This window comes from Streptomyces sp. NPDC051180 (assembly GCF_040689545.1).
Taxonomy (GTDB): Bacteria; Actinomycetota; Actinomycetes; order Streptomycetales; family Streptomycetaceae; genus Streptomyces.
The window spans coordinates 20,812-28,271 of sequence record NZ_JBFBBC010000020.1; the positions used below are offsets into that span (position 1 = coordinate 20,812).

8 protein-coding genes are annotated in these 7,460 nt (G+C 73.6%); 6 read left to right on the top strand and 2 right to left on the bottom strand.

The annotated features are described in order from the left end of the window. Positions 1–46: 46 nt before the first annotated feature. Positions 47–1,207 carry a YihY/virulence factor BrkB family protein gene (locus AB0424_RS27695; protein WP_366309284.1) on the top strand — a complete coding sequence of 387 codons (1,161 nt, stop codon included), beginning with the start codon at positions 47–49 and terminating at the stop codon, positions 1,205–1,207. After that, positions 1,191–2,177: a glutathione S-transferase C-terminal domain-containing protein gene (locus AB0424_RS27700; RefSeq protein WP_366309285.1), complete on the top strand. Its 987-nt coding sequence runs from the start codon at positions 1,191–1,193 to the stop codon at positions 2,175–2,177. Before AB0424_RS27695 ends, AB0424_RS27700 begins: the two co-directional genes overlap by 17 nt. Before the next feature lie 30 nt (positions 2,178–2,207). Here the strand turns inward: AB0424_RS27700 and AB0424_RS27705 are convergent, their stop codons facing one another. Both AB0424_RS27705 and AB0424_RS27710 read right to left on the bottom strand, forming a co-directional pair. Further along, positions 2,208–3,383 (bottom strand): PP2C family protein-serine/threonine phosphatase, encoded by a 1,176-nt coding sequence (locus AB0424_RS27705; RefSeq protein WP_366309286.1) that lies wholly within the window; start codon positions 3,381–3,383, stop codon positions 2,208–2,210. A gap of 188 nt (positions 3,384–3,571) precedes the next feature. Next, positions 3,572–4,780: an aromatic acid exporter family protein gene (locus AB0424_RS27710; protein ID WP_366309287.1), complete on the bottom strand. Its 1,209-nt coding sequence runs from the start codon at positions 4,778–4,780 to the stop codon at positions 3,572–3,574. Between the two features lie 210 nt (positions 4,781–4,990). Between AB0424_RS27710 and AB0424_RS27715 the strand changes: the two genes are divergently transcribed. From AB0424_RS27715 to AB0424_RS27730, 4 genes are all read left to right on the top strand, one after another. After that, positions 4,991–5,947, top strand: a complete 957-nt coding sequence (locus tag AB0424_RS27715) for an ankyrin repeat domain-containing protein (RefSeq protein ID WP_366309288.1) — start codon at positions 4,991–4,993, stop codon at positions 5,945–5,947. 115 nt (positions 5,948–6,062) lie between these two features. Further along, positions 6,063–6,527, top strand: a complete 465-nt coding sequence (locus AB0424_RS27720) for an SRPBCC family protein (RefSeq protein WP_366309289.1) — start codon at positions 6,063–6,065, stop codon at positions 6,525–6,527. Further along, positions 6,524–6,859: a metalloregulator ArsR/SmtB family transcription factor gene (locus tag AB0424_RS27725; protein WP_366309290.1), complete on the top strand. Its 336-nt coding sequence runs from the start codon at positions 6,524–6,526 to the stop codon at positions 6,857–6,859. The genes AB0424_RS27720 and AB0424_RS27725 overlap by 4 nt, the downstream gene beginning before the upstream one ends. A gap of 90 nt (positions 6,860–6,949) precedes the next feature. After that, positions 6,950–7,390, top strand: a complete 441-nt coding sequence (locus AB0424_RS27730) for an SRPBCC domain-containing protein (protein WP_366309291.1) — start codon at positions 6,950–6,952, stop codon at positions 7,388–7,390. The last annotated feature ends 70 nt before the right edge of the window (positions 7,391–7,460 follow it).

Sequence of the window (7,460 nt, forward strand, 5' to 3'; positions counted from 1 at the left end):
CGGCCCCCGACGCGTAGGACGACCCTGCCCGGGTACCCGCCCGGGCATGGTCGATCGCGAAGCCCACCAGGAATCCCCGACGGCGGACACCCCGTCCACCGGCCCGGACGACGGTCCCCGCAGGGACGTGCCGGAGCCGGAGGAGGTCGGACCCGGCCCGGAGGTCGAGGAGCGCGCGCCGGACTCGCCGACCGGGCTGCCGCGCGGTGCCTGGCGGGCGGTGCTCAAAGGGTCGGTACGGGAGTTCGCGTCCGACGAGCTGACGGACCGGGCCGCGGCGCTCACCTACTACGGCGTGCTCGCCCTCTTCCCCGGACTGCTCGTCCTCGTCTCCCTGCTGGGCCTGAGCGGGCGGTCCACGACGGACAAGGTGATGGACAACCTGCGCGACCTCGCGCCGGGACCGGCCCGCGACGTACTCGGGCAGGCGGTGGAGAACCTGCAGGGCGGCGGGGGCGCGGGGGTCTTCATGGCCGTGGTGGGACTGGTCCTGGCCCTCTGGTCCGCCTCGGGCTACGTCGCGGCCTTCATGCGCGCCGCCAACCACATCCACGACGTGCCGGAGGGCCGGCCGGTCTGGAAGATCCTCCCGATCCGGCTGGGGATGACCGCGTTGCTCATGCTGATGGCCACGGCGAGCGCCCTCATCGTCGTCTTCACCGGCGACGTCGCCCGACGGGCGGGCGACGTGCTCGGAGTCGGCGACACCGCCCTCACCGTGTGGTCGATCGCCAAGTGGCCGGTGCTCGTGGTCCTCGTGACGGCCATGATCGCGCTGCTGTACTGGGCGAGCCCCAACGCCAAGGGCCGTGGCTGGCGCTGGGTCACCCCCGGCAGCGCCCTCGCGCTGCTGATCTGGCTCGTCGCGTCCACCGGATTCGCCGTGTACGTCGCCCAGTTCGGCTCGTACAACAAGACGTACGGCACCATGGCCGGCGTCATCGTCTTCCTCGTCTGGCTGTGGATCAGCAACCTGGCCGTGCTGCTCGGCCTGGAGTTCGACGCCGAGGCCCTGCGGCAGCGGGCGATCGCCGGCGGCCTGCCGCCCGACGAGGAGCCCTACGTCGAACCCCGCGACACACGCGCGTGGACCGAGGAGGACCTGCGCAGGATGGGCGAGGTGCGGCCCGAGGACACGGGGCCGGCCCGCGCCCCGGTACCGGCGACACGGGAAGGCGGGACGCACGGCCATGACGAACGACGGTGAGTTCGAGCGCGACCGGCACTACCTCACGACACGGATCACGGCCGACGGCCGGGACGGCTACCCGGTGGAGCCCGGGCGGTACCGGCTGGTCATCGCCCGGGCCTGCCCCTGGGCGCACCGGGCCGCCGTCGTCCGGCGCCTGATGGGCCTGGAGGGCGTGCTCTCGATGGGCGTCGCGGGGCCTGTGCACGACGAGCGCAGCTGGTCCTTCGACCTGGATCCCGGCGGGCGGGACCCGGTCCTCGGCATGGAACGGCTCCAGGAGGCGTTCCTGCGGCGCGATCCCGAGTACGCCTACGGCATCACGGTGCCCGCGATCGTCGACGTGCCCAGCGGGAGGGCCGTGACGAACGACTTCGCCCGGATCACCCTCGACCTGGGCAGCCAGTGGACGGCGCACCAGCGGGACGGCGCGCCCGACCTCTACCCGGAGCGGTGGCGCGACGAGATCGACGACGTGGCCGAAGCGGTGTACCGGGACGTCAACAACGGCGTCTACCAGTGCGGTTTCGCCACCGGCCAGCAGGCGTACGACCGGGCCTACCGGGCCCTGTGGGAGCGGCTCGACGCGCTGGAGGAACGGCTCGGCAGCCGGCGCTACCTGGTCGGTGACACCCTCACCGAGGCCGACGTCCGCCTCTTCCCCACCCTCGTGCGCTTCGACGCCGTGTACCACGGTCACTTCAAGTGCAACCGGCGGAAGCTGGCCGAGCTGCCGGCCCTGTGGGGCTACGCACGCGACCTGTTCCAGACGCCGGGCTTCGGGGACACCGTCGATTTCGCGCAGATCAAGGAGCACTACTACGTCGTGCACCGGCACCTGAACCCCTCGGGGATCGTCCCCCGCGGCCCGGCGACCCGCGACTGGCTCTCGCCGCACGGGCGGGAGGAGCTCGGCGGCCGCCCGTTCGGCGACGGCACGCCTCCCGGACCGGCGCCGGAGGCGGAGCGCGTCCCGGCCCTCGGCTGAGCCCGTCCGCCGGGCGGCATCGGCCCCGGGTCAGCGGCTGCTCGGGTGCCACTCCGTGAGCAGGATGGTGGCGTCGTCGCGGAGCTTGTGGTCCTGGTGGGCGCGGAGGCCCTGGACGAGCCGGCGGAGGGCCTCGGGGGCGGGGGCGCCGGCGGCGGTGGCGCGGATGACGGTGTCGGCGAGCCGCTCCTCGCCGTAGAGGTCGCCCTGGGGTGAGCGCGCCTCGGTGACGCCGTCGCTGTAGAGGAGGATGCGGTCGCCGGGCTGGAGTCGGACGGTGTGCTCGGTGGGCGGCGAGTCCACGAGGAAGCCCCAGCCGAGGGGCAGGTCGGGCTCGCGGGCCAGCACCTGCGGCAGGACCCTTCCGTGACGGATCAGGAGGGGCGGCGGGTGACCGCAGTTGATCCAGGTCAGCCGCCCGTCGGCGGTGTCCAGGTGGGCCACGACGGCGGTCATGAGCCGGTCGGTGAACCAGGTGTCCAGGATCCGGTCGATCGCGGTGACGATGTCGGTGAGCGAACCGCCCGCCCGGCGCGTCGCCCGGCACGCGGCGAGCCCGGCCGCGCTCGCCCCGCCCGACGCGAGGTCGTGGCCCATGGAGTCGATGACCGTCAGGTGCAGGCCCCGGTCGTCCAGGGTGTGGTCGAAGGTGTCGCCGCCGATGTCGTACGCGGGTTCCAGCACCGCCGACGAGGTGACGTCCGCCGTTCCGATCGTCCGCGGTGGCAGGAAGGCCCACAGCAGCTCGGCCTGCACCGTCATGGCCCGTGACCGCTCGGTCTCGACGAGGACGTCGCTGTGGGAGGACTTCGACACCACCAGCAGGGCTGCCACCGCGGCCAGCGTCCTGCCGCGCGCGAGCAGCACGTCGTCGAGGGGCGCCGCCGTGACCATGAGGACCCCGACCCGTTCCACTCCGTCGATCATCGGCACCCAGGCCGTGCCGCCGTCCCGGGACCGCTGCACGCTCTGGGTGCGGTACGCCAGGCCCGCCAGCGACGTGTCGACGTCGAGCGCGGGCCGCTCGACGGGCTCCGTCCGCGGCAGGGCCACCAGCCGGATCTGCTGGAGGTCCGTCACGTACATGACGGTCTCCGTGAAGCCCATGCGCCTGCCGGTGTCCTGCACCAGGCCGGCCAGCTGCCGCCCGGACAACAGGGGGGAGCGCGCCAGCATCTCGGCGAGGACACCCTCGTACGTCGACACCCGGCCTCCACGTCCATCGTTGAGGCGCCGTGCGGTGCGGTGGCGCAGTGCGGCCCGTCTCCCGCAGAAGGTGGGTCTCACGTTACGCAGACTCCCCGGTGATCGCTCCCCGGGAGGGACGGCGGGAGTACGCCGGCGCCGGAGCGGCGGGGGCGAGGCGGCCGCCGACGGCTGCCGGAGGGCGGGGGTCACGCCTCCGCCGAGGCCCGTCGGGAGCGCAGCGGGGTCAGGCGGCGGGGCCGTTCACGGGCGTGCCGGTCGAGTTCCTCCATGAGGCGACGGCCCCGGTGCTCGGGGTCGAGTTCGTCGAGGACGCGATCGATCTCGGCGAGCAGGGCTCCGTAGAGCTGCCAGCGTTCGGGTTCCTTCAGAGCGAGGGCGAGGAGCAGGTCGGCGGCGCCGACGCGGCAGGCACGGGCCGCCCGCAGCTCGCCCGCGAGCCGCGCCTCGGCGGCCTCGGCGGCCTCGCTGCCGGAGGAGGTGACGAGCACGGCGAAGCTGACGAACGCGTCGGCGGTGTGCTGGACGGTGTCCTGGAGGGCGAGGGCCGTCCGGCTCGGCAGGAGGTCCTCACCGTCCCTCGCCTTCGCCAGGTCGGTGAGCGTGCGGGTGAGGACCCGCAGCACGACGGCGCAGATCTCCAGGGTGTCGAGCCCGGTGCGCAGCACGATCCGGTGGAGCAGCCCCTCCTTGACGCGCGGGTTGAGGCGCAGGCTGTCCTCGGCCGTCCGGAGGGCCCCGTCGACGTCGGCCACGTCGTTGTCGAGCCTGCGCGCCTCGTGCAGGCGCGCCGCCGCGCGCTCGACGGGCGGCGCCCCGCCGAACTCCTCGGCCACGTCGAGCAGCAGCCTGCGCATCCTCCGGGCGAGGTCCTCGATGGACTCGCCCGCCGTGTCCACCCAGACCGGCGGGGCGAGCACGAGGTTGAAGAGCAGCCCGACGACGGCCCCGATCAGCGTCTCCAGGACCCGGTCCCAGGCCGTGTGGGCGACCTGGGTGACACCGAGCACCAGCATGGCGCTGATGGCGACCTCGGGGACGAACTCCCCCACCTTCACCAGCCGCCCCACGAGGAGCGACGCCAGGATGATCAGGGCGAGGCTCCACCACGACAGGCCGACGATGGCGCTGAACGCGATGGCGATGAGCACGCCGACGACGACGGAGTTGACGCGGCGCAGACTGGTGGTGAGGGTCGAGTAGAGGGTGACCTGCACGACGAGGAGCGCGGTGAGCGGCGCGGTCAGGGGCGCCGGCTCGCTGCTGAGCCAGAGGGCGACGACGTACGACAGGGTGGCCGCCGCCGTCGACCGCACCGACTGCACGACGAACGGATCCCGCCGCAGCCGGCCCGCGAGTTCCGCGTACCGGGCGGTCCGACTGCTGTCCCGCGTCACGTTCTCCCTCTCCTCGCACCGGGGTCCCGCCCCGTCCGACCCTGCCACCCCTCCCCCGTCCGCGGCCCCCGGGCACACCGGGCCGCGGCCACCAACCTCCGTACGGCGCCATCGCCCCGCGCCCGCCCGACGCCGTTGTCACACCCGTGTGGAAGCGTGGGGGCACGGGGCTCGCTGAGCCCGTCGGTGGACCGTGGGGAAGGGGCAGCGGTGGAGTCGCGCGGAGACGGCTGGGGCGGGCCGGTCGGGGACTGGACGGACCACGACGACATACGGCGTCGGCTCGACCGGGGCGCGGACCCGGAGGCGTGGAGCGGAGGACGTCCGCTGCACCGGGCGGCGTCGTTCGGTTCGCCGGCCGTGGTCGCGGAGCTGGCGCGACGGGTCACGGACGTGGACGCGCGGGAGAACGGGGTGACGGCGCTGTGGGAGGCGGTCGTGGCGCGCCGTCCCGACAACGCACGGGTCCTGGCCGCAGCCGGGGCCGATCCGTGGCGGCCCTCGCTCGGCGGCTGGTCACCGGGTCGGCTGAGCCTGGCGGGGCCGCATCCGGACCTCTTCGCCGTGCCTGCCGGCGAGCGTCTGAGCGCGGCCGAGCGGGCCGCGGCCGACGAGGCGACACGGCTCGTCGGGGTCGTGGGCGGCCCGCCCCCGGAGGGCCTGGGCCTCGCCTGTGTGGCCGGGGTGGACGCGGCCGAGGCGGTCCGCCGGCTGGAGGCGTCACCGGTGCCGGACGAGGAGGCGGAGGAGGTGGTGGAGGATCCGTACGCGTACGAGGCGGAGGAGATCCTGCCGATCGTCGGCGTCACCTCCGTGCCGGGCGGCTGCGTCGTGACACAACCCTGGGGCCACGCCCCGTCCATGCCGGGCGTCCTCACCCGCCTCTCCGCCGGGACGGTCTGCTACGGCCTGTACGCCAACCCCAAGAGCGGCAACCAGGGTGGCATCGCCCGCTCCGGCTCCCTCGACGCGTGGGACCTGCACCCGGGCGGCGGTCCGGACGAGGGCCAGTCCGCCGAGACCGTCCTGGCCTCCTTCCTCTTCCACTCGCACGCCGTCGCGTACGCCTGCGCCTTCGCCGGCCTGCGTCCGCCGGACGACCGTGCGGTCGTCGGCCCGCCCGACGTGTGGGTCCGGCTCCCGGAGCGCGACTACTGGAGCCACTGACCCCGCCGGGCCGGCCTGCCACCGGGCCACGCTGGAGCAACCAAGTGTTGCGCATGGCGGTCGGCGGGGCTACGGTTGATGTGCAACCAAAGGTTGCAGGAGACGGGAGAGCGGCATGGAGACCGGCAGCATCGAGCGCGAGATCCACATCGACGCACGGCCCGAGGTGGTCTACGAGGTCGTCAGCAGGCCGGAGCACCTGCGGGAGTGGTGGCCGGACGAGGCCGAACTCGACCCGGTTCCCGGCGGCACCGGCGTCCTCACCTTCGGCGACCGGAACGCGCCGGACGCGCACGTCGCCCCGCTCACCGTGATCGAGGCGGACCCGCCCCGCCGGTTCTCCTTCCGGTGGGTGTACGACCAGAACGGGCCCGCCACCCCCGCGAACTCCCTGCTGGTGGTCCTCGATCTCGTCCCGTCCGGCGACGGCACCCTGCTCCGCCTGACCGAGACCGGGTTCCGGGAGAAGGGCTGGGAGGCCGCCGTCCTCGAGGAGCAGTACCGCGAGCACGTCATCGGCTGGGACCACTACCTGCCCCGCCTCGTCGCCTATGTCGCCAAGCTGGTGTCGACGCCGTGAGCACCACCGTCGACGACGAGCTGTGGACCGCGGTCGGCGACCCGACCCGGCGGCGGATGCTCGACCTGCTGCTGGTCGGGGGCGGGACCGCCACCACCCTGAGCGAGCACCTGCCGATATCCCGCCAGGCGGTCGCCAAGCACCTCGGCGTCCTCCACCGGGTCGGGCTCGTACAGGTGACCCCGGCCGGGCGCGAACGCCGCTACGAGGTGGACGAGGCGCAACTCGCCCGCGCCGTCGCCCAGCTGTCCTCGGTCGGCGCGGCCTGGGACGCCCGACTGCGTCGCATCAAGGGCATCGCCGAGGCGATCGAGCGCGACCGGCGCGACTGACCCTCCCGCACGCACCTCTCCGCCCGCGGCCCGGGCGGTGAGCCACCACGCGCCCTTCGACCGGGCGCTCGTCCGAAAAGAGGCAGAGCGATGCTGGACATCCTGCACCGAATCGGAGTCACCTCCTCCCCCGAAGCCGTCTACGCGGCCCTGACCACGGTCGACGGGCTCGCGAGCTGGTGGACCGAGGACACCGACGGCGACGCCGGCGTCGGCGGAGTGATCCGATTCCGCTTCGAGCCCGGCGGGTTCGACATGAAGGTCCTCGACGCCAGGCCCGGCGAGCACGTCCTCTGGGAGGTCGTCGACGGCCCCGACGAATGGATCGGCACCCAGGTCCGGTTCGACCTCTCACAGGAGGACGACTACACGATCGTCCTCTTCCGCCACTCCGGCTGGAGGGAGCCCGTCGCGTTCATGTACCACTGCAGCACCAAGTGGGCGATCTTCCTCATGAGCCTCAAGAACCACCTCGAGACCGGCAAGGGCGAGCCCGCGCCGCACGACGTGAGGATCAGCAACTGGCACTAGGCGATGCCTGGTACGACGCCGGGCCGGGCGCGGAGCGAGGATGCTCGCTCCGCGCCCGGCCCCGCGGCGG